Here is a 24,614-nt window from a genome sequence, read left to right as displayed (position 1 = left end):
GGCACGATGGGACGGATAACCCTGACCAACATCGATCGCGCCTATGGCAAGGTGAAGATCCTGCACGACATCAGTCTAGATGTCGGCGACGGCGAGATGCTGGTGCTTGTCGGCCCGTCGGGCTGCGGCAAGTCCACGCTGCTGCGGCTGATTGCCGGGCTCGACCAACCGACCGGCGGCAAGATCGAGATCGACGGCGCCGACGTCACCGAGGTCTCGGCCGCACAGCGCGGACTCGCCATGGTGTTTCAGTCCTATGCGCTCTACCCGCATATGAGCGTGCGCCAGAACCTTGCCTTTGGGCTCGAAAACATCCGCATGCCGAAACCCGAGATCGACCGGCGCATCGCGGAAGCGGCGCGCATGCTGGAAATCGCGCCCTATCTCGACCGCAGGCCAGGGCAGCTCTCCGGCGGCCAGAAGCAACGCGTGGCGATCGGCCGTGCGGTGGTGCGCAATCCGACCGCCTTCCTGCTCGACGAACCGCTGTCCAACCTCGACGCTGAACTGCGCATCTCGACGCGCGCCGAACTCGCAGCCCTGCACAAGCGGCTGGCCACCACGATGATCTATGTCACCCATGACCAGGTCGAGGCGATGACGCTCGCCGATCGCATCGTGGTGATGCGCGCCGGCAAGATCGAGCAGGTCGGCCGGCCGCTCGATCTCTACAATGCGCCGGCCAATCTGTTCGTTGCCGGCTTCATCGGCGCGCCGCGCATGAACCTTTTGCCGGTCAAGGTGCGCTCGGCCAGTGCCACACAGGTGGATGTCGACGGTCCGAGCGGGCTTTCGGCCACGATTGCCGTCAACGGCGCCGCGCTGAAGCCCGGAGACGATGCGACGCTCGGGATCCGGCCACACGACATAGAGCTTTCGGATGGCGGCAAGGGGTCGGTGGAAGCGCATGTGACGCTGGCCGAGGCGCTGGGGCCGGAAACCGTCGTCCACGCCACCATTGCCGGCGACAATAAGCTAGTCGCCGTGCTCAAGCGGCAGGGCGTCGAAACGCAGGGCCCGCCGCTCACCTTGGCTCTGCCGCCGGAGCGTATGCACCTCTTCGATGCCGCCGGGCTGCGCGTCGCTTCGCGCTAGTCTCCGGCAAGGAAGCGGCGAAAAAAGCCGCTCGCGGCGGCGCGCATGGCCGGCGTTTCGACATGGCGGCGTCAGTGGGTCCTGGTCGCCGATGCCGATGAATTGCGGCCGCGGCGCGATCCGCCCGGCGATTTCGCCATTGCCAGCAAGATTGAGCAGTCCGGGAATCGTGAGATAGATGCCGTGCAGATCGTGCACGCCGGTATCGATCAAGCTGGCGAAGTCGGCAAAACAGCACAAATGCGCCACGCAGGCGATGCGCGGTTCGACCGCCGCCAGCCAGTAGCCCAGCGTCGCGCCCATCGACATGCCGTAGACACCGATGCGGTCGGCGAGAATGTCGTGGCGTGCGCGCGCAACCTGACCATTGGATATTTGAAGCAATGAAAAGTCGAGGCTATCTAGGCAGCAAGTCCGGTCAGAAGGCCAGACCGGACGGGTGAGCTTTGCACGTGTTTGTGCCGCGGCGACGAGGACCGCATGCGTTGGTATTTTCCGAAAAAAGCCGGCAAGCCACTTTCCGGCGCTACGCAGAGGTGCCTGGAGGTGCGGAACCTGTCATGCCGCAGATCGAGCCGCGCTCGGGGATGTGGCATATAGGGCACTGAACCGCCGCCCAGTCGCGGGACCATACGGAACAATACGGGAAGACTTTTGATTTTAGCCCACGAAAAAGTCAATGAAATCAACGATGTTAATACGTCCTCCGGGCCCACCATTCAGTCCGCCAGTTTTGGCGTTCTTTCGACCGTCTCAAAATAGTGTCGACATTTCCGTAGGTTAGTGACGCCATCGCGGCAATGCTTGGCGGAGACGCCGCGTTCCCAGCCCAGAATGCCCGGAATTCTGGGGTTCGTCTCTCCATGCCCATTTCCGTAGCCAACCGTTTGGAAAAGCGATGCTCAGCTGATGGTCGGAATCAGAGGCCGAGCAGGGCAGACTGATCAGACCATACGAGGGGAAGGCCGGACAGGCGCGACAGCCTATGGGCTGTGAGTTCGACTGGCTGGTTGCCGGCGATAATCTTCGACACGATCTTCGGTGCGAGAAATGCCAGCGGCAGCAGCCTGCTCACCTCAGAGACCGTCGTCGCGTTCAAGTTAGCCACCTCTGTCAAGCTTCGGCCAGAACCATCTGTAAGTTGATGGAGATACCGCTGAGAGCGTTGCACCACGTCGATCAATCCGGCGTCAGGGTCAGCGCTATTGGACGAGGCCTCGCCTAGTACGATGCGCATCTCGACGCCACGTCGCTTGATGTCGAATTGGCAAGAGATCGAAAGGGTCTCGGCGCCGCCATCCGATGGCAAAGGTTGATCGAGCAGATGTTCGCACAACGCTCGGCCGTCGATGTCGACGGCCAGCGACTTCTGACCAAGGGCGATACGGCGGACCATTTTCTGCAGCAGTGATCGCTTGTGGTCGGCAGTGTCGGAGGTCCAGGCAGCCTTGATCTCAGCCGCGCGACGCATAGCGTTTTGAATGTCGGCTGCGCTTCCCCATCGCTGAATCAAATCAGCGATTTGGTCATGATCGCTGAGAATGCGATTCAGCTGATGCTCAACTACCGATTCAACTGCATCGGCGGGAAGGCGCCATCCGTCGGAGCTGCCGCGCCGCTGATCAACAAACTGTTTTGAGACATAGTAGCGATAGCGGACGCCGCGCTTGTTGGCATGCACTGATCGAAGCTTCTCACCGTGTTCGTCAAAGAGCAGTCCGGTGAGAAGATGAGGCTGTGTGACGTTCGACGTGCTCCTGCGGCGCGGCGCCTGAGTGGCCAAAAGCGCCTGGGCCTCTTCGAACATCGGACCTGCAATGATCGGCTCGTGCTCGCCTTCGTGGAGCTGATCTTTGTGCTTAATCTTGCCGATGTAGATGGGGTTCGAGAGCAGGTGATAGAGGTTCCCGCGGCCGAATGGCATCGTGACTGCGACGGTCCCATCCTGGCGTTCGCGGGTTCGGGCAACGAGGCCATCGCGTGCGGCCTCGTCTGCAAGACCGCGGACCGACTTCAGAGCGAGATATCGACCGAACAGGTGTCGGACGATCTCCGCTTCGAGATCGTCGATGACGAGCTTGCGGTGCTCCACACGATAGCCGAGCGGCACCACACCTCCCATCCACATACCCTTCTTCTTGGAGGCGGCGATCTTGTCGCGGATGCGTTCAGCTGTGACTTCTCGCTCAAACTGCGCGAATGACAGAAGCACGTTCAGCGTCAGCCTGCCCATCGATGTGGTGGTGTTGAACTGCTGCGTGACAGAAACGAATGATGCCGAGCTGGCATCGAAGATCTCAACGATCCTCGAGAAGTCCATAAGCGATCGGGTTAGGCGGTCGATCTTGTAGACCACCACGACATCGACCTTCTTGTCGCGGATGTCCTGCAGCAGCCGCTGCAGGGCAGGGCGCTCCATCGTCCCACCTGAGATGCCGCCATCATCATAGCGATCCGGGACGAGCTTCCAGCCGAGGCCGATCTGCGAGGCGATGAACGCGACGCAAGCCTCGCGCTGGGCGTCGAGCGAGTTGAATTCCTGGTCGAGACCTTCTTCGCTCGATTTGCGAGTGTAGACGGCACAGCGTAGGCGGGACCTTGAGCTGCTCATAGTCCGAAGAACCTTGGACCGGACCAATGCGCGCCGGTGATCTTGCGTGCGATCGATGACAGCGAGGGGTAGATCTTCCCTTCGAAGACGAAGCCATCCTCGATCACGTCGACGATATGGGTCTTGCCGTTCCAGTCGCGGACCAACCTGGTGCCGGGCAAAGCTTGTTTGCGCTTCTGCGCGTTCGTGACCTTGATGTCGTCGTCGACGACGTTAGCTTGGCTGTCGCGGTCGGCGATCTTCTTCTCGACCCGGTCTATGGCGGACCTGAGCATGCGACGCGTCTCGGTGGAAAATCCACCGAGACGCTTTGCCTGAAGATGCCAAGCTGCTGCCCTGATCAGAAGTTCACGCCTGACACCCTTTGGGGGCGCGCATCTGTAGATCCTCTCCCATTGGGCTGCGAGTTCCTCGCGGGAGAGGTCGCCTAGGGCGGCGACCTCTGCTTCGATGTTGAGCTTGGCTCGCATGGCCATCATGCACCGCCCTTGGCGCCGTCATCGATGCGATATCGGCGGACCCCATCCTTGCCGACGTCGCTGACTAGGTTTAGGCCGAGCTTCTTCTTGACCGCCGCTGACAAGAAGCCCCGCACCGAGTGCGCCTGCCAGCCGGTGACCTCCATCAGCATCTCGATTGTGGCGCCCTTCGTCAGGCGGAGCTTCTTCAACACCAGATCCGACTTGCTCTGCTTGGTCTCGGCGCGGGGCGCAGCCTTCGGTGGTTTTGCCGGAGCCGGCTCCGCACCGGCCTCTCCACGAGCTTTCTTTTTGGGCGACTTCGCCTTCTTCGCCCGCTTGGGCGGGGTCTCTAGCGCATCCCAGATGTGCTCATGCGGCTCCGGCGGAGTTTGAAGCTTGTCGTTGTCCGATTCGGTACCTTGATCAGTGCCCAGGGTTGCCATGGTCGTTCTCCTCAGTTTGCAGTTGCCGGTCAATCCGGCGCCTGTACTGATTCGAGCCCGCTTGGCGGGCTGGAGAGTCTCTGTTTCTTGGCGGAGGATAACCGCCGGGTTGTTACCCCCAGCAATGCTTGCGTGCGTAACGAAGTCCAGCGGAATGTGCCTTGGCTACGGCCATTTCTGGCAGGGTGCAAGTCTACAATCTGCCCCCGACATGCACTGCACCTAATCCGATAAATCGGTCTGCCGGAAAACCTAAACGGCGAAGATGCGACGACCCCGTCAAACCAATCGGAATGCTCGTCAAGCCCATCCATTCTGCAATGATGCAAATACCGGCAGTAACAATCCCCGCGTCGCGCCACAGAAGACTTTCGGGATGTTGGTAAGCTGCAGATACCTTGGCGTAGTCACCGACCAGCCTGAGTGTGCACCCCGCGACTATCGCACCGGTAACTCGAGCATCGACAGCGTTCGCTGTGTGGGCATCGTCTTCGGCTTTAGTTAGGCAGGCGAACGCATGCCTCCCGGGAAGGTAAAGGCGGGGCGGCTCGGATTGCTCTACCATTTGTGCGATCACGCCCACTGCATGCAGACCTCCGGCAGATGGTAGTGCCCGATGCTCGATCGGAATCCCAGCACGTCCAACACCACGCCATTGACGGGTTCGACACGTGTGCCAGAGCAGTTCTGAAACCTGCAGCCAGGATATTGTCCCGCCGAGGTTCGAGCGCCTGGCCTCGAGAACACCCATAAAGGGTTTGTCGGCGCGTGGCTCGGGCCGAGGCAGTGTGATGATCTTCGATCCCTCTGGCAGCCAGGCTGCCCAAGTCCCCGGCTCATTTCGAGGTACGGGATCGTCAGTGAGGAGTCCAGCCAAGGGCGTGCCAGGTGTTGAAGTGCTTGATGCAACCGCGGCAGCGGCCGCAGGCAAAATTTCCGACATGGCAAGAGTGCGCCCACGCAAGAGTAGCCTGATCAATGCCTGATTGCCGCACCAGTTCGACGGCGTCCAGTCCAATCGCGGGTGCGCTAACGAGCATGCTGCCTTCTTGAAAGCTCATTAGGGCGGAAATCCTTTCGACGAACTCAGGGCGGCCATCAGCGTGCTGGCCATCGGTCGCCAACGTGCCAATCAAGAGCCTTCCACACCCCATACGAACAGCTGCCATGCCGGCCAAGGTGAGAATGAGCTGATTGCGGAACGGCCACCATTCGGAGACGGGTGCCGCCGACAACGGAGCTGTGCCTGCCATGTCACCCGAGCCCAGGGAGGAACAATCCACCCGAATGATCTCATGCTTGATAGTTAACAGCTCAGCGACTTTGCGGGCAGCAGCTATCTCGGCATCTGCGGGCTTTTGTCCGTAGTCAATCGTGATAGCTAAGTCGGGTTTCATCCACCAGGCGATACTGACGGAATCCATCCCGCCTGAAAGCAACAAAGCTGTCTTCATCGACCTAGGCTCCAAATCGTCCGATAGATTGCCGTCACAAAATCGTCCGTGATGGTCATCCCGCTGCCGGCCATCATTTTGAGGTCCTCTTCCCGCTCGTTCTCAGCGAGCGCCACCACCGGGATTCCAAGTTTCTTGGCATACCCCACCTCAAAAATAGTGCCCGGATCCATTCCGTTCAGGATAGCAAAGACTGCTTGGCAACCTTCCAAGCCCTTAAGATCAGCCGTGGCAACCTCTTCCGCCTTGCCAGGTCCGATCTCATGTATAGGCGAAAACACCTCGACCCCGGCCTGTAACAGTGCCCGTCTAGCTTCCTCGACTACCCAGCGTTGGCCCAAGTCAAAGAATGGGCCAGCAAGATAAATCTTGCCTGTTGCGGGAACCAACGGCTCCATTGAAAGCATTCGCAACGTCCGTGGATCGGGCGGCGGAAGGGAGCGGTTTTCGCAATACCAGGCGACAGATCTCGACGCCAACTCAGCCGCATCTTCGGCACCCATACCCTGCACCGCCCAAAGTGCCGCGAAAGTCGACGAAAACACGTCCCCCGAGCCCAATTTCCAGACCTTATTTGATTTGTAGAGCGGAATGTCATGCACACCGGTGCGGGCAATTACACGGGCGCCCATGGCGCCCATCTTTAAGACAACAACCTCGGCGTTGTCCTGCTCGAAGAATCACTGGGCACCCTTGAACGGGTCGTCGTTGCCGGTGATATTCCGCATCTCTAGCTGGTTGAGAATTACTGCTAGCCGGTCTGCGGTGGATCCGTTCGCCGTGAACGAGATCCCATTGAAGGCGGACTGCGGATCGTAAACGGCGGTTTTGGCACGAACGATCGCGTCGCCTTCAAGCATCCCGTATCGAAGGACGTTCTCGTCTTCGATCGGGATAGGAGCCTGGCGTGCAATTCGCCATAAGGGTGGAGAAATCGATGGGTCCGCCAGCGTATGTGTGTAGTCGAATGTCACCGCAGTTGGCGCCGGAGTGGCCATGACTTCGAAATCAATAAGCTTAGCCAGCAAGTCGACGTCATCGCGAATTCGATCAGCGACATATCCTGCGAGCCTTTTTCGTCCTGGCACGAGCGGGGAAATATTCTGCGCTGCTCTCCCAGCAGAACCGAACACGGCGTTCCATGTCGGATGCAGGCAACGCTCCCGATAAATGCCGCCGACTACCGTTATCCCGGAACTCAAAGCGGAGCGACTTCTACCGTATATACGCCGCCCGTAATCGTTTGGATTGTTGCCTTGTAAGCGATACCCTGTTGCACGATGCAATTGATGACCGTCAAGTATCCCAAAAACGTCAATGCGCCAGCTAAGGCGCCGGCCGCATCTTTGACCACCAAAGCACTTGAGCTGCCGCTTGTGAGCACGTCGACATCAAGGACCGCCCCTGCCGCAAGCGGCCCCAGCACTGCAGCTTTCGGGCTGTTGATCGGCGCGATATAGGACTTCCCGCACTGGTCGGCGCCACCGCCGACGCCCGGTGAGAGATCATCCCTACCGCCTCCTCCGCCGCCCCCCGACATCCGAATCTCCCTCACTGTATGTCAAAGCATTAGAGCGGGAATTCGAAGAAGGAATCAAGATGCCCATTAGGATCGGACCAACATTCCGCATGGTGCGCCACATAACGGCGTCCATTTGCGATGGCCGGACACTTACTGATCGGCAGAAAGTCAGAAATTTTGCTTCCAGACCTAAATACCCACGCGTTGGACTGGAGCCTTTTTCAAACACGCCCATCATGATCCCAGCTCGCATGATGTGCACGTCGAGAATGGCCACTTGATCGCTGCCGCGCTGATTTCGGACGATCCAAGATGCGGTTTTGAGGCCGATCCCCGGCAAAGCACAAAGGCGGTTTCGCAACTCAATATCGTCCAGTTCGCTCTCTTGTATATGCGGCAATGCTTCTAGGCTGCCCGCCAAATAGCGAGCCCTTGTATTGGCAAACCTGTATCTTACCCACCTGCCGTTTACAGAGAGCGGTCGAGACAGAAGCTCGACTGCTGTTGCATGAGATAGGGTGGGACCGTGCTCACGGAGATGAGTCGCGACACGTTGGAGGCGGCCAGGCCGACTTCTGCGGGCGCGCCATGCCCACCTAGCAGGCAGGCTGCCAGTTCCTCAGCCAGGCTTCTGCCCAAGGAGAAATTTCCGTCAGCGTGCGACGGGTCCATCCAGGCCTGGGCGGCCCAGAATGCCGGGGTAAAGACGTCCTCGAATCGCCCCCAAAGCACGTTGCTCATGACCTCGGTGTCCGGGGCGGGCAAATTCAAAAATATCGGCTGGCTGGCTGCGAGCGCGACGACCTGTTGCATAAATTGCCTCTTCGATATATGCACTTTATGCATTACTGGGATTTCGTCAACGTGCAAGATCTTCTCCGACGTGTCATGTCCGTGTCCGTGCAAACACGCACTACCCAAACGCAACTTGGTGCATATTGCGGTCGTTCACAGGCGCACATTAGCAAGGTTCTGCGCGGCGTCGTGCCTGTTTCCAAGCTCATGGCTGCCAAACTGGAAGCCTGGGTTTCGGAGAGGTCCGAGCCTGATAAGGCTGAAGTTGAAGCCTTAATAGAAGGAATTGCCGCGGCCGCTCCAGAACGAAGAAAGCATATTTTGCATATTTTGCGAGAACTGTCGGCTCTTGCGTAATGCCATGGCGCCAGGAAAGGTCCCGCTTCTCAGAACCACAGGCAGTTCATTGCGTATCGACGCCGCCGCTCTGCATAGGATAGGAGTGTGCCACTATGGCGCTCGCAAACGCGCATTCTGGCTTGGTCATTTGCCAACCGAGCGTTTACGGTCCGCAATGTATAAACCAGCGACTCAGCAAGAGTCTGAATGTGGCGATGCGGCAGTTTTGACAATGGCTCCGAACGGAAAACCGACACACCCCGGCGGGGCATTGTCTTTTCGTAAGGATGCCACGTTGGATCGGCTTGCCGATCATTTCAATGTCGCGCAGTTTGTCAGCTTTGCGCCGTCGCCCTCTGGCCCAGTGCTGGCATACTGTCGCCTGGCGGGCGTGGAGCCGAACCACCGCTTTTCCGACATTGGAAAGGCCATCGACGCACTTTTTGAGCGATGCGCCTATGGCACGGTGAATATCCGCAGTTTCAAACAGACTGCTACCCAGAGCCGTGAGTTCCTCTATGCCTTAAAAACGCGCGACGAGGTGCTTTCCGCGCTTGAGAGGCTCGCCCTGCAAGGCGACTTCACTATTGCCAACGAGACCATCGACGTAAGTGACGGAGGCGTTTCTGGCGTGATTCTCGATCAGGTGGTCGAGTTCAAGCCCGACGCCACGCCGCGGGGCGTCGAGAAAGCGGGCTTTGCTTCGCTTCCGGCCTCGTGGGCACAGCGCGCCTTCGAGATCGTCTATGGGTTCGCGCCGGCTTTTAGTGATGCAAAGGGCGCCCGACTGGAGTTCAGCTTGCATCCGTCTCCGTGTGGCTACAAGCGATCGCATGTCCTCTATTGGGAATTCGACGAACACGAACCCCTGCGTTTGAACCGCGTCGAAGCTTCGTGGCCCAACGACTTTTCCAGGATGATGGGCGACAAAGCATACGGATTGCTCGTTGCCCACCTGGCTGGCGTAGCCGTGCCGAAGACGACGGTTATCGGACGCCGTTTGCCGCCCTTTACATTCGGCGATGAAACCGGATCGAGCGAATGGTGGACCCGAACCTGCCCCAATGAGCAGGTGCCCGGAAAATTCACTACCACGCGCGGTTGGGTCGACCCTTTCAAGCTGCTGGCCAGCGAAGATCCTAGCGGTACAGCAATCGCCTCTATTATCTGCCAGCGCGGCGTGCCGGCCACGCATTCCGGTGCGGCGATTGAGGGCGCTGACGGCCGTCTTTATATCGAGGGCACGCAGGGCACAGGCGAGGCCTTCATGCAAGGAACTGTCGGACCTGGGCTCTTGTCTGAAAATTTGGTGGAGAAGGTGACGGCGCTCCACGACAAGCTTGCAACGACCCTCGGTTCCGTGCGTTTCGAATGGGTGTATGACGGCAACGCAGTTTGGGTTGTTCAGTTGCACCGTGGTCGGAGTGCATCGGCCGGTCATGTGGTTGTACCAGGAGAGCGGTCGAAATGGATTTCATTTAGGGTCGAGGACGGCTTGGAAGCGCTGCGAACAATGTTGGAATCTTTCCCTGCGAACGCTGGGCTAATCCTTGACGGTGAAGTCGGCCTTACAAGCCATGTCGCCGATGTAATCAGGAAATCAGGCGTCCCAGCAAGGATTTGCGTTCCTAAACAAAGGGTTAACGCTGTTCCGTGAGAGGATTGTCCTTTGCTCGAAAAAAGAACATAATGAGAACAGACGGTGGCAGTGCCGATTGAAAAGGGGAGAATGTTATGGTGTTAATGGCTGTGATAGAAGCGAGAAAACAGGCAGACGCCGAAATGGACACCTTCCGGGAGGCCATTGCTCTGCGTGCAGCACAACGCGCAGAAAAGCGTAAGGCAGCGGCTAATGAAAACGACGGGTACCGGCCAAACGACCAAGGTGGAGATCAGCCCGCAGCCGGCTAAGCCGCTAAAACCTCTATATCGAAAAGAGGACGAGACCCGGGAAGTCACCAAGCCCGACGATCACGACAAGGAGTGGCGCGACAATTATACGCGTGATTACGGGCGTATAGTGCACAGCGCAAGCTTCCGCCGGCAGCAGGGGAAGACCCAGGTTTTCCCCGGTCATGAGTCAGATTTTTTTAGGAACCGCCTGACCCATTCCCTTGAGGTTGCGCAGATTGCTCAAGGCATTGCCGAGCGCCTAAACCATAGACATCCCGAAGTCCTGAAGCACGACCCGATCAAGGGCAGCCTTTGTGCCACCGCCAGCTTGGTTCATGACATCGGGCATCCGCCTTTCGGTCACAACGGGGAACGCGCACTAGACAAGGCAATGCTGCAGTATGGCGGGTTTGAAGGCAACGCGCAGACTTTTCGCATTCTCACTCGGCTTGAGAAGAAGGAAAGGTACAAGACTCCCGTCGGGGGTGACGACCGCGCAGGACTGAACTTGTGCCACCGTACGCTAGCCGCGACGCTTAAATACGATAAGCGTATCGCAACGGTCCGGAAGAGCGATGCCAAGCTGGAGAAGGGCTACTACGGATCGGAAAGCGAAATCATCGCCAACATCAAAAGGTCTGTTCTAGGGGACTACCAACTTCCTAAAGGCAAGCAATTCAAGACGATCGAGTGTGCCATCATGGATATGGCCGACGACATCGCCTACTCGGTATATGATCTAGAGGATTGTCTGAAAGTCGGTTTCCTTACCCCGGCAGAAATGCTCGCATCCGACGACGCGTTGCTGGACGAAGTAGCCGCTGCCGTTTCCAAGCAGATGGGCGAAAGGGAGGCTATTGGGCGGGTCGATGTGCAAGCCGTCCTGATCGACATCTTTTCGGAGATTGGTGAAGCGGCGTCGGGGGAAGAGGATGGCAAGAGCGACAACCTGCTTCTCCAACTCACAAGGGCATACAAGGCATCGCGGAAGTTGAGTGAGGACGGCTACGCGCGGACTCAGTTCTCTTCCGAGCTGGTTCATAGATTTATCGAAGCGGTGGAGCTGGACTATAACGAGGAATGCCCAGCGCTCAGTGATGTGATTTGGCCAAGGGAGATCCGCCTGCGCAAGGAGGTGCTCAAGCAGTATACCTTCATTGCGGCCATCTACGCGCCACGGGTCAAGCTCGGCGAATACCGTGGCTACGACCTTGTGTCCGATATTTTTGAAGCGCTAATGGGCGATCGTGGTGATCTACTGATGCCGGCAGATGTCCGTGAGCGAATAAGAAAAGCTGCCCACGTGTCAGTTAAGGCCCGCGAAGTATGCGACTTCGTTGCCGGCATGACCGATCGTTACGCGATGGAATTCTGGGCGCGGCTTAATTCGGACACCGCTGAGAGCATGTTTAAACCGATATAAACCTTGTTTCGGGGCGACTGCAGCTTTGATCGCTTTTCTGACATTCAGTCTGATCTTCAACAAATGACCGCTTTGCGCCTCAGTTCGGTCGCCCGCTCGAGACTTATCCAAGCGACTGCCCGCGAGACGGTTTGCGAGCACCTGGTGAGAAAGCGGAATACCTCTTTCGACGAGCAGCCGAACGCTGCCTTAGATCGATGTTCCGAACATGCGAGATGGTTTACCTTTCGACGAGTGGCGAGATCGGATCGAGTTCCTCCTGTTCCAACTCCAGTGGCGACGGCAAATTGAGCATCGATGACCACAATGCCGACAATGCCGACTTCGAGACGGCACGAGGCATTGCAGGCATAGGGCGGTTCGCTGGTCTACCTCGGTGAACTAGAAGCTCTGCAGTCATGAGATGCGGCACTAGATTTCGGCCGACGCGCTGCAGGGCGGCCTCAAGGTAGGCGAATATTCTGAGACCGCCCTGATCAACATCGCCCCAATGATAGATCGGGCAGTCGGTCTGAACGACCAGCGACAATATCGATCTCAAGATCGCTCTAGCTGGAAACCCACCAGCATAGACGACTAGAGCATCGCTTTCGTCGTTTACCTCGCGACAATGCCGAATGAAGGACGAGAAGTTCTCCACCAGCAAAACGTACGACGGGTGTGTTACACCAAGTCTGAAGGACTGTTCAGTCGGTAACCCGATAAACGGCACACTGGGCAAGGCGACGCCATCCAGCGAGAGTGTTCCGCTGACGAGCAATGGTTGCGGGAACTTGACGACGCCCAACTCGGCCAACACGTCCACGTCGTCCAGCGAACCGTCGCCAACAGGCGCAGGATAGAGTCGGTTCAGAAGCTCGACGACAAGCCTGATACGCCTCTCTAGCACCTTGCTATCGCCGCAGCTGCGTCGGGAGAACGTCCTGTAGTCGACTGAGACCAGATCTCCAGCTTGCCCCCGGAGACCGTTCAAGGCCTTTGCCAAGCTGAGCGCAGCAGCGAGTGTTTTGGTATCACCGGGTTTCAGGCCCGACCAAGCTACGTTCCGCGACCAGGCATGCTCGACTAGCTCAAGCACCCATTCCGCATTCGGGGGTAGTTCAGGAAGCGCCCGAATCGTATCGACCGCCTCCAATGACAAGGTCCTCGAAGAGGTTCGACCGCGATAAGCGTAGAGCTTCGCGATATCCCCGGGGCGGATGCTGACGACCATGTCCACCCCGTCCACACGAGCGCGCTTGACGAACAAAGCACCATCGGCCTCGAGCGACTTCAGCCGAACCATGAAATCGTCCTCGCTCGCAATACTTGCGAACTTTCCCGGATAGGCCAGCAGCCTTCGCTCATGCGCTCGGCTCTCCAAACGAATGAGCAGGTCGTCGATCATTGCCTCCAGATTAGTGAATTGTCTCATCGCGATCCGTCCCGCCACTCGACGCACTCGCTGGGATGGTGTCGTTCACCAGATCGGTGATCCGAAGCAGAAGAGCCTCGTCCGTAAGATGGTCGGGGTTCGCTTCTCGCATAGCATCGCGGACGCGGTCTTTGATCTTCGACACTTCCACCTCGGCCGTATTGCCGAACCTGTAAACATCCACCACGCTATCCAAATTCTCGTAAACGACTGCGCGTTTCTCGGTCGGGGCAGCGATTAGTACCTGCAGACCGATCTCGTTATAGAACTCGAGCATCGTCCGCTGGTTTTGACCGTCCATCTTGCTGAACGCTTCGTCGAACACGGCCAACCCCAGCCCAGGCAACTCTGCCGAGCGGCGTGTTCCGTGATAGATGCTTGAAAGGGCCGCTCCTATGATGACGTAGAACGGCACCTGACGCTCCGCGCCGCTTGCAACGCCACGTCTGCGGTCATACGTCGTCTCGTGGCCGCTATCGACGTCCTTCATCTTAAGCTCGAATGTGTAGTAGTTGCGATAATCCTGGTATCGCTCGAAACCGGATTGTTCATCACGCAGAAGCCGCTCGACCTGTTCGATGACGGCACGGTAGGGATGGTCGACCTGGTCGGCCGAGAACAACAGCGAAAGGATTTTGTCGTCCGTTTCGCTGGTTCTAGCCAGATTGTAGAGGTCCCGGAACTCTGGACGGACAAGCGCATGGAGGGAATAGACCTCGCCATGAAGCTGCTTGCTCCGCAGAGCCTGGCGAACGTCGTCGATTTCGCGTTCGAGGTCTCGGAAGCGACTGTTGATCTCCTGGACAAAGGATGTGCGGAAAAAGAAGGTGATGCGCTCAGCTGCCTCGTCGGCTTGGCGCCGATAACGAACCAGATCGTTACCCTCGAGCACGGCGATGGTCTGCTCCACCCATGGCTTCATGTGCTGAAAGATTGACGAGTTGGCATCGAAGGGCCTTTGTACGCCGAAGCTGTATAGGTAGTCCGACACCTTATCCCTGATGACCGCGTCGCAACCCTGACGGTCGCTGGTCAAGCGTTTGAGATAACCCTCCAACTGCTGCGACAGCGCCGCATCAGTCTTGGCTGCTCGGAGTTCGGCATACTTTGGACGGAGCCGTTGGAATAGGGCCTGCGATCTCACCCGTTCGCGAAACAGCCGGAGACGATGCTTTACAGACCACCAGGACCCCCGTATCGCTTGGCCGTCGCCTAACACTCGGCTTAGCTGTGCCAGTTCGGTCTCCAAAGCGCCGATCTTTTTTTGATTGGTTTCTCGCTCTTCGCGCAGACCAGCGATTCTGCCATCGAGAAGCTTTCGGGACTCATCCAATTTTGGGTCCACCAGCAGGCCAACGCGTTCCAGGCGGTCAAGCAAATCCCTTTTTCGCTCTTCGCTATCGGCCAAAGCGATGCTCAGCGTCTCAAGACGATCGCCTTCACCAAAATCCGAGCAAAGACGAACCAGCCGTTCGAAAATATCGGACAGCAATCGTTCGTTCGCCAAATGCGTCTTGGCTATTGCCGACTCGTCGGCGAATTCCTTTTCGAGGACGCCTGTCATCAGCGTCGCTGCCACTTTGCCAATCTTGAAGTCGCTTGCGACCCTAATCTCCACGACCAGGCCGTCATAATAGGACCCGTCGTCCATAACGGCACGTCCGTCCGCCATCAGTTCGACTTGAGAACGCGCCAGCCTCACGCTGCCCAGGCGCGATATCACGAAGGACATCGCAATTGCGTCGTCGCTCGTGAAAACCGATGCAAGGCTTCCGGATGCCGGAACGCCGACGCTCGATCTCAGCTTGCGTGTGTTCGCGACCCTGCAGCCCGGGAAACGTCCGCGTTCGCGACGAAGCAGGGTGACCGCCTCCTCAGCATGATCGGGGTCGACCATGATGGTTTCCCGATCCCGTCCGAGCAGTGCCTCGGCTGCAACACGCCATGTCTCGTCGGAAAGGTCCAATACCTCGCAAAGTGCGCGCGGCCGCATGCCTCGTTCGCGAAGCAAGTCCATTAAGCTTGCCACGTGGCGGTTCAGTGTCACCGTACCCTGCCTGCTCTGTCCGAGCCTCGCGGCAATATCGGCGGCCCTGCCTTCAGCAGCAACGCGCTGCGCTATGCTATCGTCACGTTTGCCAGTCACCCGCTCGAGGCGCTCCGCCGCTGTACTGGCCGCTGACGCGATCAACTGGTCCATCAGAATGGGATTTCGCGGCCAGGCTGGCGGAAGAAGCGGGCCGCTTTCGTCCCTAATCCTGGACAGATCGTCCAGAAGCCTGCCCAGCCCGAGACCAAGAGCCTGCATCCGATCCTTACTGTCGAGCAGCTTCAGAGCCGCGGCGACCGGGGCATGCCGTCCCTTTAGACGACCGATGACCCTGCCGTACTCGGCGGCTTCCAGTTCGAGTTCGGTCCGCAATTGAAAGCGCTTGGCCTCCACGCCGCTGGTCGCTATCTGCGCCCTGACGCTCTCGAGCTCAGCTGTCAGGAAGACGATTTCGTCGTTTAGGCGAAACAACTCACCGTCAAGAGTTCCTTTTTCGATTGCCTTATTCCGGCGCAGGCCAAGGAGCCGAAAATGTTCCTTCGACACGTCCAGCAAGTCGGCAAGGCGACGCATGCATTCGGCGCTGTCTTCCTGCTCTAGGATCGAAGCCAAACGCTCGATCTCGGCTCGGATTGGTCTCAGCGCCGCAAGCTTGCGATCCAGTTCGGCGATGTCCGACTGTATCTGTTGGTAGCGCTGAACTGAACCGCGAAGCTCTGCAATATCGACGTCGTTGCGTTCGAGCAGATAGCTGCATACGAAATCCTCCACCGATCGCATATCCTCGAAGGACAGCGCCATGATGAATGCTTTGATGAAACGATCGGGGTCGGGCGCACGCCGCCCGGTGAAAAGTATCCGCATATACTCGCGGATGAATTTTGGGGCCGAGGTCGACTGATGTTCGAAAAGCTCGCCGCCCACATCGGCGCAGGCCTGCTCGAGCCGCATCTTGAGCGTGGCCCAGGATGATGGTTTCGTTGCGTCCTTCGTCCGATCCAGAAGCATGTCGGAGTTTACAGCCACACCGGAGACGACGTACCGTCCGGTTACCCTCGCTGCATCCTCGTTCTCGGCGATATCGATGCAGAGCCCTAGAGATACTGGCCGTTCGAGGCCCGCCCCGCCGAACGTCAGAACCAAATGTGTGAATCCCGACCGTCGAAGTGAGACCGCTTGGTCAGTCTGGCCAAGGCAGTAGCTCCGCAGCGTCCGCTCGGACCTACTTCCGCCTTCTCCCGCGGATCGATTGAACTTGTGGTAGGAGGCCGACCCGCCGGTCATTACGGCTTGTATAAGATCTATCAGCGTCGATTTGCCAGTGGCGTTCTTGCCCAGCACGGCCGTATTGCCTGAGAACCGCATGTCGGCAACAGCGAACAAGTGCCAGTTCACCAGCGAGATGCCCGTAAGCTGGATCATGGCAGCCTATCCCTCGATTGTTCACCGGCAGGGGCCTCGTTAGCGGGTACCGGATTGAGTCGCAGGAACCCCTCCAACGACGCCAGGAATTCCTCGCCTGCCAACAGACTGACGATCGGACGGATCACGAGCTCCTGATCCTGGCCCTCATCGTCGAACGCGTGCAGCTTGACCACGGCGCGCCGACCCAGTTCCTGCACGGCGTCGCGATACTCCTCGATCCTTAGGGCTTGCCGGCGCGAGCGAGAGACCAGGTCTACATAGGCGTCGTAGGAATCGTTGAGCGTTGTCAGCACGGTCCCGTAGTCGCCAATGTCGCCGTCCTGCACACCCTCCTGCCACTGCCTAGTCAACACAAGAAGAACCAAGGTTTCATTGATCCCCATGCGAGGATGGCCCACCCTTTCCACGTCCGGAAAGATGCCGGCCCAGCCTTCGCTTTCTCGGATGACGAGGCGATAACCTGCAGTGTCGAAGAACTGCTCGATAGGTTTGACGGTGGCGGCGCGACGCAATGTTTCGAGCAAAGACGGGGAGCCCCGATCGCCGATATGGAGGAATTGGTGACGCAACAGATGATGAATGGTTTGGGTGATCCTCGCCATGGTCTTGGGATCTCTGGATTCGATATCCCTAAATTCGCTCAGCATCGCCAGTCGGTCCTTTCCCAGTCCGGATGCGACGTATGTCGAAATCGTCGCAACTGATCCAATCGTTGTCCACGCGCTCTCGCCCCGCCACAGTGAACTCGTAGGTACCGCGCAGACTGCGCGAGAGGGCGTCTGCAAATTGATTGTTGAGCATCCCGCGCGCCGATCGGCGCAAGACCTCGAATGCCAGGAAGTCGTCAAGACCATCGATGTTGAGAGAACTTGCCGAGACGGGCTCGTCCCGTACCTGCCGATCGAGGAACGCCAAAACCTGCGTTGGCAGCACGGTGATCCGATCAAGATATTCCCGTTCCAGTTGGCGGCGAAGCAAATGGATGGGCTCTGGCTCGGGCAACGTGAGCGCTTCGACTTCGACTTCTGCACGGTCGCCACGCGGTCGCGCCAGCAGGCTCGGTGAATAGGGCCCGGTTACGGGCTGCAGATATCCCGGAACGAACACAGCTTCCCGACTGCCGCCGCGGCGCTCGACAAGCCGGTCGAGTTCGAGAACGAGCTTCTCGCTGCGACGGAGGAACGCATCGGCCCTGCGACCCGCATACCGCACCGTGTTCCGCAGCCGCACCTCCAGCCGTGCGCGATGCTGCTGGATGCGGAAGAAGGCCTCGTCGATCTGGGCGAGCACGCGACGGATCTTGTGGAGGTCGTCAAACACTATGTCCCTGGCTTTGTCCCGCCCGTCCGTCAGGCCGGTGTCCGCATAGGCGGCCGCAAGGCTGTCGACGTCGACTGGAGAATCCTCAAGCTTCTGGAGGGATTCCAGGATCGCGTAACGGAATCGATAGGGATGCGCTGTCGTCGAGATCGACGCATAGTCTTTCAGGAGCACCCGCTCGACGAAGTCCTCGAAGAAATGCGCAAGGCGTTCGTTAAGATCCTGGCTGGCCAAGACATGCCGCTCGATGTCCCGCAGTGAGGACAGCACGCTACGCAGATATCTGCCAAAGCCTAATGCGTCTTTGGCCGCCTTATGTAATCCTAGCGCGTTATGGGACGCGTTGGCTTTCACTGCCTCCAGCGCGTTACGCACCTCGACGATCAGGCCGCCCAGCTGCTGCTCGGTTCCCTGCCTCAGCGTCGAGAGGAAATCGGCTAGACGCATCGCGGCAGCTGGCATGTCGACCGTCACCTTCAGCCCATAACGGCTTTCCTCTAGCCAACCGGTCTCTATTAGGCGCGCGTATATGTGCCGGGCCTTCCCCATCGCTTCGACTGTGGCTTCCCGGTCTCCGTCAACGCGATTTCGGGGTCGCAGGCGACGGCCGCGCGACGACACCTCATCAAGCGTGACCAATTTGCCTTCGTCGTGCCATAGCTCTGGATGCGCCGCCAGGACCTCATAAACGATGCCGACAAGCTCGTTGCGCGTCGGGAAAAGAATATCGGCTCCGAAACAGCCGTCGTAAATTCGAAGCAGAACCTCTTCGTAGAGAAGTCGGTTCTCGCCTGCGAACAGCATGAAGATGTTCGGGTTAAGAGCGCCGAACAACATCACGCCTCACCGAGCCGATTGGCAACCACTATCACCCCGCCCCCCGCGGCAAGGCGAAACTCCGCGCCGCATTTTTAGAACATCATGCAAATGGTCAAATCGAAAGCCCCTACCGTATTTTTTCACAGTGAATAGCCTACGAGTGCGCTGAGTTCCTCTGGGTGAACTGGATACTCAGATGAACTCCCATCTGTTTCTATGCCGTATTGACCGGGGACGTGGCTTTCGGAAGTATGAAGATGAGGTTCGCGTCGATGCTGAACGTCGAGGCTCAGTTGGTGAAGCCAAATCCATGACCACCGTGCTCGGACTGAGAGAAGTTCCAAACTACGTCGAAGGGACCGCATGTGTCCCCACAGCTATCGCTGCAATTACTGGGCTGACTCCGCAGGAGGTGGCCAACTATATTTCCGCTGTCGCGCCTGTCAGCGCGCAGGCGGAGTTGATAGCGGCCGACCCTACGAGGCCGTTCAACATTAATCATTGGCTCCCTGCCTTGAAGGAAATGGGGCTTCAGTGGCATGAGGGTGAGGGCTGGTATCGAATGCCCGTCGACCACCGCATCCCGATGCGAAACTTTCTCAACGATTATGTTGCGGAAAAGATGATATGCGCCTGCTCCTACTGTTTGCTGAGCGGGACGCTCCGGAGAAAGATCCGGCGACTCACGTCTTTGCCATTCAGGGAAACGAGATCGTCGACACCTCGACTCGTGGCAAAAGGCTGCCTCTGAAGAAGGCCGTCATAACCGACGACTTCAACGAATTCCGGTTGAAGCGCATCTTCGAGATCACACAGTGATGACCCCCAAACGGTCTTTATAGGAAAGCGCAAGCCGCGTTTGTACTAGAGACGATGAATGAAGTGCCAATTCCGGAACGGGGTCGGAGGGGCAATTGCTATCAGCCAGCTCTCCTTGGTAGCTACCCGATCTCGACTGGCGAAATCATACATTACGTTCGGGCCTCCCCTCGACCTGTCCTTACGACGAGCTGCCAAAGTTCGCTATCGGAGAGTCGCTCGCTGAAAGCTGCCTGTCTGTTGAGGGCCTGTTGTCAAGCGAATATCCAAGGGATTCCAGCGTTTCCAACTTTAGACGCGCGCGACTTCTACCGACGTAGGGCGCCGCAGATGTTGTTTTTCTCTCGTTTCGTCGGCAGATAATACAATCCTTGGGGGACTTTGGACATGACGCTTGCGGATGCGCGCACTGAACGCCTGAGAACATCGGACGGTACCAGCGATCAAGGGGAGGCCTGGACGCCCCCGGACTTCGAGCCGAGCGATTTCGCACAGTCCATAGGTGCTTCGTTCGTGGAGCAATTCGTCCTCGGACACGATCCGATCGACGTGTTGCGCGAACTGGTCCAGAACGAGTTCGATGCCGGCGGAGAGACGATGTCGCTCGTTTTTGGTCGGTCCGGGCTGACCATCAAGGGAAGCGGCCGCCATATCGACGAGCTGGGGTGGAGTCGGCTCAGCGTGATTGTAGGGGTGGGCCGCGTTGTCGGCGACACGAGCGCTAGGGTCGCGGAAGTTGCCCCAAAGGAGCGAGGTATCGGATCGAAGAATTTTGGACTTCGATCGTTGTTCCGGTTCGGCGATCGCATACACGTCAGGTCGAACGGCACCATGGCGGTGATGGACCTACCCACGCTCGGGACGAAACGCCTCGCCGATCCGGCGAGCGAAGGCGTCATCGGCGTGACCATATATGTACCGTTTCGGGATCGAGATGCGGGCAAATTGCCTGCATTCACTGAGGAGGTTGAAGCCTCTGCGATCGAAGGCATGGCCGCGGAGCTCTTCGATACGCTCGGCAAGCTCTCGTTGGCCGGAGCCACCCGGGGGATCAGGCGTCTCGAGCTCAAGTCGTCTCGCACCGGCAAGAATCTGCTGTGGTTCCAGACAGCGCTGACCGAGAAGTGCTCCATCAACGGAATCGACGCGATCCGTCGTATCGGCAGGCTGGAGCGCTGGTCGAATTCGGATCCCGACCAGAAACAAACCGAATCGTCCGAGGAAATTGAGTACGGCCGGTCCGTCGAGCGCCCAAGCGCGATGACCATTCCGGATTTCTCCGCCTACTACGACGAACCCAAGGGAAAACTGCGGGTCGCAGTATCGTTGCCGATCAAGCGCAGGCGTGTTCAGCTGCAGCAGCAGGGCTACTATCACTATCCATTGAAGGCGCCCGGTGCGTTGACCGGCGCGGTGGTGGGCATCAGCGCTCCGTTTGAGCTGAATATTGATCGATCCGAGATCGTGGCGACGCCGTGGAACGAGTGGCTCGCCAACCAGGCCGCCGTGCTGTCCGCCGACCTACTGACCAAGGACTGGCTCGATGCGTTCGGAGCCGATGCCTATCTTGCTCTGGCCCCGTCGCATCCCCCGAAGCGAGCATGGTTCATGGAGCGCACCGCTTCCGAGTTGTCGACGAGAGACTGCTGGGCCACGGAGAAGAAGGGCGTGTTCTCTTCTGCCGAAAAGCTCGTCGTCCCCAGCCACCCTTTGCTGCGGGGTTTCTTGGGCGAACTCCGGGATGTGCGCTCCGACCTCTCGGCCGCGCAAGAGGTCTTGAAGATGGCCGCCGCAGCCGGGGCCAAGCAGTTCACTCCCAATTCCCTAGTGAGATTGCGCTGCAGCGTAGAACCTAGAGGGGCTGGCCTGGCCTCAAAAGCCAAGGCCGACGAAGCGCAATTCCATTACCCGGACCATGCCGCCAGCCTCAGAAAAGTTGCTCTTCAAGTCTCCTTCGGAAAATCGCTCGACGCGGTCTCAAAGAGTCTCTCTAACAACAATCGAACGGACCTCGCGAATTCTCCGTCGACGCTAGCAGCGGACGGGACCTTGGACGGCGCCGGCGTGCTGGTCATCGTCCCAGACGAAATCTGGGACGTCTGCCCGGTGCCGCTTGGACGACGGCTGCATCCTGCGTTGTTCGTCAGTCGCGTTCTACGGGGACTGGCGAAGCAATTCGACGTAAACGAGTGGGCGTGCGACATCGCGGAAAGGGCTTCTGCCGGCACCGCCGATGAAGGCGAGATCGAAGCTCTCTATCGCCATCTGCTCGCGGGTGCGGAAGGCCTCAACAGGCGCACGATCAGCCAAATAAAGCGCAGCCCGGTCCTCAAGGCCAATGGGGGTGGTTGGCACGCCGCGGACGACCTGGTGCAGCTTCCCCGGGAACTGATGAAGGCTCTCGGGGACGCCGTGATGGCCCCGGCGACCGCCGTGTCCAGGAATGGGGCTCTGCTGAAAAAACTGGCCATCCGGCGAAAACTGTCGTCGAAGGATCTCGTGTCGCTCGCTGAGCGGGCTGCCACCGGGGAAACTGATCCTGATGCGTGCGCGGCCCTGATCGTGCGCTACTTGAAGCTATTCACCCCGAGCGCTCTTTCGACGCTTGGAAAAGTCGCGTTCATGCGGAATGCAGCGGGAGGATTGTCCGAGCCGCGTTCCCTGCATGCCGACACCGACCTGAATCGGGCGATCTTGAACGACGAGACGAAGATCGTCGGATCGGTGCCTGCGGCTCTGGTAAAGGCCACCAAGATTCATCGACTTCCGCCGTACTCGACGTTGATCGCTTGCTTGAACCAGTGGCGCGCCGCAAGCGTCGGGCCCAAGAACCCCGCCGTTTTCTACAGCGCCCTTGTCGCGATTATGGCTGAGGAGAAGAAATCGGCCTTCAACCTCAAGTCCGACCCTGTCCTGTGGTTGGGCAATGCCTATCGCGCGCCCGAGGACACGCTAGTGGGTTCGATGATACCGCGCTGCTTTGACTTGGTTTTTCCGGTGGTACAAGGCGAGGACCTTCAGAAGGCCCTCGTATCTCTTGGCGCTCAGCGCACGGTCGGTGAGCGGCACTGGACCATCTTGTTCGAAGGAATAGCGGAAAAGGCCGAAAACGGATGGACTCCGACGGCTCCAGAGCGAGCTGCGTTGCGCCAATGCTATTCCAAACGAGGCAACCAAGGCCTGCCGAACGGGATTTCCAATGACGCCGATGTGTTCTTGGCGCAGACCGGCACCCTGCATTCGCGAAACGATCTGGCGAACGGCGTACTTCTTGAGAACGACTTCCCGGAACTCGCTCGAGCGATTGCCAAAGAGAGCGCTGAAATCGTCTTCGCCGATCTTGATGACGGGGGGGCGGCCTTCTTCGGCAGATCCGGCCTGCGACGACTGAGCGAAGTGTGTGGCAGCCCTTTCGTGTCCACCGGCGACGAGCAGAAGCGGCCTCTCTGGTATCAACCGGCGCACGAGGCCGACCTCTTGACCATGCTGCATGATCCTGACTTCGCGATAGCGCTGCAAGAGTTGCGCTGGGCGACTAACCGCAATCTTTCACCGGACCGATCTGCGAGGGAGATGGGAAGTCGCCTCGCGGCAGTGTCGAAGGTCCAATTCTATGCCGCGATCGAGAAGACATTCTCGATCGGAGGCATTTCCGCAACGGTGGCTTCCAGCCATGCCGCGGCGAACGGGGAGATCGCCTTGTTGCCTCCTCGAAACCTGTTCGACTATCGGCTCGACGTTGCGGCGGTTCTCGCCGAAGTGGCAGGGGCCGAGCGCTTGGACGACATCCGAGCGCTGGCGGCTGCAATTCTACCGCTCCTGGCGGCACAGAGCGTTGCCGACATTCGAAGCTACCTAGCGAGCCGGGGCCTGAGTCCGCGATGGACGAAGAGCGAAGCAGAGGATCAGCTGTTCGAGGATACGCGGCCGGCAGTTCAGGCGGAGGCGGCAGTGAACGACCTGCTGGGACAACTCATGTCCGACATCGCCTCCCGAAACCCTTCGACCGGATCGGCGCCCAGCAGACCTTCGGCTCCGACGGCGACCGCACCAAGCCAATCGATTGCCCCCACGCTTCCGCCGATCGACACCGTACACGCAACGGTATTGGCTGTCATAGGGGCTCCGGTCGCGCAGATCGGCGGTAATGGCGGAGGCTACGGAGGAGGCTTCAGCTACCGAACCCCTGCCGAGATGGAGCGCGACCGCCTGACGGGCATGCGGGGCGAAGAAATCGCGTTCGATGCGGAACTGCGTCGGGTGACTGCAGAGGGACACGCGGATGCGGCCGACCGTGTCGTCTGGACCTCAAAGACGAATCCCGGTGCGGATCATGACATCCGATCAGTCTCCTCCGATGGAAGGACAATCTATATAGAAGTAAAGTCCACGACAGGTGACGATGGTCGCTTCGAATGGTCAGCTGCCGAGTTCGCACTGGCATTGAAGTATGGCGACGACTACGAGCTATGGCGCATTTACCGCGTTGACGAGAAGAACCCCACGATCAAGAAATTCAAGAACCCCGCAGCCATGCTCGCACAAGGAACACTCAGGCTGCAGCTGTCGGGCGTTCGGGCGGCTGTCGAGCCTCGAATTTGATTTATTTCCCACCTGACTGCCGCGCGGCAACATGACCAGCAAACTTTTCCGCGTTCTGGTATCGCCCCTTCTGAGCGAGGCCGGATGCTCGAAGTCACATTCTCAATAGTTGATCTGGTGCTTTCGGCA

Annotated in this window: 20 protein-coding genes; 7 read left to right on the top strand and 13 right to left on the bottom strand. The window is 58.7% G+C overall.

Annotated features, from left to right (window positions below; all coding sequences use genetic code 11):
* The first annotated feature begins 6 nt into the window (after positions 1 to 6).
* Positions 7 to 1,095 carry an ABC transporter ATP-binding protein gene (locus EH240_RS21725; RefSeq protein ID WP_125002437.1) on the top strand — a complete coding sequence of 363 codons (1,089 nt, stop codon included), beginning with the start codon at positions 7 to 9 and terminating at the stop codon, positions 1,093 to 1,095.
* Between the two features lie 45 nt (positions 1,096 to 1,140).
* The gene (locus EH240_RS38075) at positions 1,141 to 1,482 is read left to right on the top strand and encodes a hypothetical protein (protein WP_167484103.1); all 342 of its coding nucleotides are present in this window, start codon (positions 1,141 to 1,143) and stop codon (positions 1,480 to 1,482) included.
* Between the two features lie 532 nt (positions 1,483 to 2,014).
* Here the strand turns inward: EH240_RS38075 and EH240_RS21715 are convergent.
* The 9 genes from EH240_RS21715 to EH240_RS21685 form a co-directional block, all read right to left on the bottom strand.
* Positions 2,015 to 3,706 carry a recombinase family protein gene (locus tag EH240_RS21715; protein WP_125002435.1) on the bottom strand — a complete coding sequence of 564 codons (1,692 nt, stop codon included), beginning with the start codon at positions 3,704 to 3,706 and terminating at the stop codon, positions 2,015 to 2,017.
* A complete protein-coding gene (locus EH240_RS21710) occupies positions 3,703 to 4,176 on the bottom strand; it encodes a DUF2924 domain-containing protein (RefSeq protein WP_125002501.1) in 474 nt (157 codons plus the stop codon). Before EH240_RS21710 ends, EH240_RS21715 begins: the two co-directional genes overlap by 4 nt.
* Positions 4,177 to 4,181: 5 nt before the next feature.
* Positions 4,182 to 4,643, bottom strand: a complete 462-nt coding sequence (locus tag EH240_RS21705; protein ID WP_245436267.1) for a DUF3489 domain-containing protein — start codon at positions 4,641 to 4,643, stop codon at positions 4,182 to 4,184.
* 824 nt (positions 4,644 to 5,467) lie between these two features.
* Positions 5,468 to 6,064: a 7-cyano-7-deazaguanine synthase gene (locus EH240_RS21700; protein WP_125002433.1), complete on the bottom strand. Its 597-nt coding sequence runs from the start codon at positions 6,062 to 6,064 to the stop codon at positions 5,468 to 5,470.
* Complete coding sequence (locus tag EH240_RS39130; RefSeq protein WP_245436266.1) at positions 6,061 to 6,696, bottom strand: nucleoside 2-deoxyribosyltransferase; 636 nt, start codon at positions 6,694 to 6,696, stop codon at positions 6,061 to 6,063. Before EH240_RS39130 ends, EH240_RS21700 begins: the two co-directional genes overlap by 4 nt.
* Before the next feature lie 48 nt (positions 6,697 to 6,744).
* Positions 6,745 to 7,092: a hypothetical protein gene (locus EH240_RS39125; protein WP_245436265.1), complete on the bottom strand. Its 348-nt coding sequence runs from the start codon at positions 7,090 to 7,092 to the stop codon at positions 6,745 to 6,747.
* A 170-nt stretch (positions 7,093 to 7,262) separates the two neighbouring features.
* Entirely contained in the window at positions 7,263 to 7,604 is a 342-nt protein-coding gene (locus EH240_RS21690; protein WP_125002431.1) for a hypothetical protein, read from the bottom strand.
* Entirely contained in the window at positions 7,576 to 8,076 is a 501-nt protein-coding gene (locus tag EH240_RS40120; RefSeq protein WP_425374821.1) for an 8-oxoguanine DNA glycosylase, read from the bottom strand. The genes EH240_RS21690 and EH240_RS40120 overlap by 29 nt, the downstream gene beginning before the upstream one ends.
* Positions 8,055 to 8,399 carry a hypothetical protein gene (locus tag EH240_RS21685; protein WP_125002429.1) on the bottom strand — a complete coding sequence of 115 codons (345 nt, stop codon included), beginning with the start codon at positions 8,397 to 8,399 and terminating at the stop codon, positions 8,055 to 8,057. Before EH240_RS21685 ends, EH240_RS40120 begins: the two co-directional genes overlap by 22 nt.
* A gap of 75 nt (positions 8,400 to 8,474) precedes the next feature.
* On the opposite strand from EH240_RS21685, the gene EH240_RS21680 reads away from it, so the two are divergent.
* The 3 genes from EH240_RS21680 to dgt all read left to right on the top strand — a co-directional run bounded on the left by EH240_RS21680 (position 8,475) and on the right by dgt (position 12,036).
* Entirely contained in the window at positions 8,475 to 8,738 is a 264-nt protein-coding gene (locus tag EH240_RS21680) for a hypothetical protein (protein ID WP_125002427.1), read from the top strand.
* A 277-nt stretch (positions 8,739 to 9,015) separates the two neighbouring features.
* A complete protein-coding gene (locus tag EH240_RS21675) occupies positions 9,016 to 10,377 on the top strand; it encodes a hypothetical protein (protein WP_245436263.1) in 1,362 nt (453 codons plus the stop codon).
* A 195-nt stretch (positions 10,378 to 10,572) separates the two neighbouring features.
* Positions 10,573 to 12,036 carry a dGTP triphosphohydrolase gene (gene dgt, locus EH240_RS21670; protein WP_125002423.1) on the top strand — a complete coding sequence of 488 codons (1,464 nt, stop codon included), beginning with the start codon at positions 10,573 to 10,575 and terminating at the stop codon, positions 12,034 to 12,036.
* Between the two features lie 220 nt (positions 12,037 to 12,256).
* On the opposite strand, the gene EH240_RS21665 is transcribed toward dgt, so the two are convergent.
* From EH240_RS21665 to EH240_RS21650, 4 genes are read right to left on the bottom strand one after another with little or no spacing between them, the layout of a single operon-like run.
* Complete coding sequence (locus EH240_RS21665) at positions 12,257 to 13,423, bottom strand: Wadjet anti-phage system protein JetD domain-containing protein (RefSeq protein ID WP_167484102.1); 1,167 nt, start codon at positions 13,421 to 13,423, stop codon at positions 12,257 to 12,259.
* 10 nt (positions 13,424 to 13,433) lie between these two features.
* The gene (locus tag EH240_RS21660) at positions 13,434 to 16,922 is read right to left on the bottom strand and encodes an SbcC/MukB-like Walker B domain-containing protein (RefSeq protein WP_125002418.1); all 3,489 of its coding nucleotides are present in this window, start codon (positions 16,920 to 16,922) and stop codon (positions 13,434 to 13,436) included.
* Positions 16,919 to 17,572 carry a DUF4194 domain-containing protein gene (locus EH240_RS21655; protein ID WP_125002416.1) on the bottom strand — a complete coding sequence of 218 codons (654 nt, stop codon included), beginning with the start codon at positions 17,570 to 17,572 and terminating at the stop codon, positions 16,919 to 16,921. The genes EH240_RS21660 and EH240_RS21655 overlap by 4 nt, the downstream gene beginning before the upstream one ends.
* A complete protein-coding gene (locus EH240_RS21650) occupies positions 17,556 to 19,082 on the bottom strand; it encodes a Wadjet anti-phage system protein JetA family protein (protein ID WP_125002414.1) in 1,527 nt (508 codons plus the stop codon). Before EH240_RS21650 ends, EH240_RS21655 begins: the two co-directional genes overlap by 17 nt.
* A 609-nt stretch (positions 19,083 to 19,691) precedes the next feature.
* On the opposite strand from EH240_RS21650, the gene EH240_RS21645 reads away from it, so the two are divergent.
* Together EH240_RS21645 and EH240_RS21640 are read left to right on the top strand one after the other, a co-directional pair.
* Entirely contained in the window at positions 19,692 to 19,883 is a 192-nt protein-coding gene (locus EH240_RS21645; protein WP_125002412.1) for a hypothetical protein, read from the top strand.
* Between the two features lie 387 nt (positions 19,884 to 20,270).
* On the top strand, positions 20,271 to 24,485 hold the full coding sequence (locus EH240_RS21640; protein WP_125002410.1) for a protein NO VEIN domain-containing protein: 4,215 nt from the start codon (positions 20,271 to 20,273) through the stop codon (positions 24,483 to 24,485).
* The last annotated feature ends 129 nt before the right edge of the window (positions 24,486 to 24,614 follow it).

The sequence above is a fragment of the Mesorhizobium tamadayense genome, from assembly GCF_003863365.1.
Classification (GTDB): domain Bacteria; phylum Pseudomonadota; class Alphaproteobacteria; order Rhizobiales; family Rhizobiaceae; genus Mesorhizobium; species Mesorhizobium tamadayense.
This window is presented reverse-complemented; position numbering and strand designations above follow the sequence as displayed.

Coding starts and splice junctions, on each gene's coding strand:
- EH240_RS21725 (WP_125002437.1), top strand. CDS start 7: ATGGGACGGATAACCCTGACCAACATCGATCGCGCCTATGGCAAGGTG.
- EH240_RS38075 (WP_167484103.1), top strand. CDS start 1,141: ATGGCCGGCGTTTCGACATGGCGGCGTCAGTGGGTCCTGGTCGCCGAT.
- EH240_RS21715 (WP_125002435.1), bottom strand. CDS start 3,706: ATGAGCAGCTCAAGGTCCCGCCTACGCTGTGCCGTCTACACTCGCAAA.
- EH240_RS21710 (WP_125002501.1), bottom strand. CDS start 4,176: ATGCGAGCCAAGCTCAACATCGAAGCAGAGGTCGCCGCCCTAGGCGAC.
- EH240_RS21700 (WP_125002433.1), bottom strand. CDS start 6,064: ATGAAGACAGCTTTGTTGCTTTCAGGCGGGATGGATTCCGTCAGTATC.
- EH240_RS39130 (WP_245436266.1), bottom strand. CDS start 6,696: ATGGGCGCCCGTGTAATTGCCCGCACCGGTGTGCATGACATTCCGCTC.
- EH240_RS21690 (WP_125002431.1), bottom strand. CDS start 7,604: ATGTCGGGGGGCGGCGGAGGAGGCGGTAGGGATGATCTCTCACCGGGC.
- EH240_RS21685 (WP_125002429.1), bottom strand. CDS start 8,399: ATGCAACAGGTCGTCGCGCTCGCAGCCAGCCAGCCGATATTTTTGAAT.
- EH240_RS21680 (WP_125002427.1), top strand. CDS start 8,475: ATGTCCGTGTCCGTGCAAACACGCACTACCCAAACGCAACTTGGTGCA.
- dgt (WP_125002423.1), top strand. CDS start 10,573: ATGAAAACGACGGGTACCGGCCAAACGACCAAGGTGGAGATCAGCCCG.
- EH240_RS21665 (WP_167484102.1), bottom strand. CDS start 13,423: ATGATCGACGACCTGCTCATTCGTTTGGAGAGCCGAGCGCATGAGCGA.
- EH240_RS21660 (WP_125002418.1), bottom strand. CDS start 16,922: ATGATCCAGCTTACGGGCATCTCGCTGGTGAACTGGCACTTGTTCGCT.
- EH240_RS21655 (WP_125002416.1), bottom strand. CDS start 17,572: ATGCTGAGCGAATTTAGGGATATCGAATCCAGAGATCCCAAGACCATG.
- EH240_RS21650 (WP_125002414.1), bottom strand. CDS start 19,082: ATGTTGTTCGGCGCTCTTAACCCGAACATCTTCATGCTGTTCGCAGGC.
- EH240_RS21645 (WP_125002412.1), top strand. CDS start 19,692: ATGCGCCTGCTCCTACTGTTTGCTGAGCGGGACGCTCCGGAGAAAGAT.
- EH240_RS21640 (WP_125002410.1), top strand. CDS start 20,271: ATGACGCTTGCGGATGCGCGCACTGAACGCCTGAGAACATCGGACGGT.